The following is a 293-nucleotide window of genomic DNA, read 5'->3' on the forward strand; positions in this document are numbered from 1 at the left end:
TCACCGGCGACCACCAGCCGACCGAGGGCCACGTCGTCCTCGACGGCCGCCGCATCGACCTCGCCTCCCCCGCCCAGGCCCGCGCCGCCGGGATCCGGATCATCCCGCAGGAACCGGAGATCATCCCGCACGTCTCGGTCGCCGAGAACGTCTACGCCGGCGCCCTCCCCCGCGCCGCGGGCCGTCGCCTGGACCGCGCTGAACTGCGCCGCCGCATCGCCGGCGACCTGCAGCGCCTGGGCTTCGACAAGGTCCTCGACCCCGATCTGCTCGGCTCGCAACTGACACCCGCA

General features: G+C 74.4%; 1 protein-coding gene. It reads left to right on the forward strand.

Translation table 11 applies throughout. The features are described from left to right. A partial coding sequence (locus VR45_RS40145; RefSeq protein WP_045944916.1) for an ATP-binding cassette domain-containing protein occupies positions 1-293 on the forward strand: 293 nt, incomplete at both ends.

The sequence above is a fragment of the Streptomyces sp. NRRL S-495 genome (assembly GCF_000966955.1).
Taxonomy (GTDB): domain Bacteria; phylum Actinomycetota; class Actinomycetes; order Streptomycetales; family Streptomycetaceae; genus Kitasatospora; species Kitasatospora purpeofusca.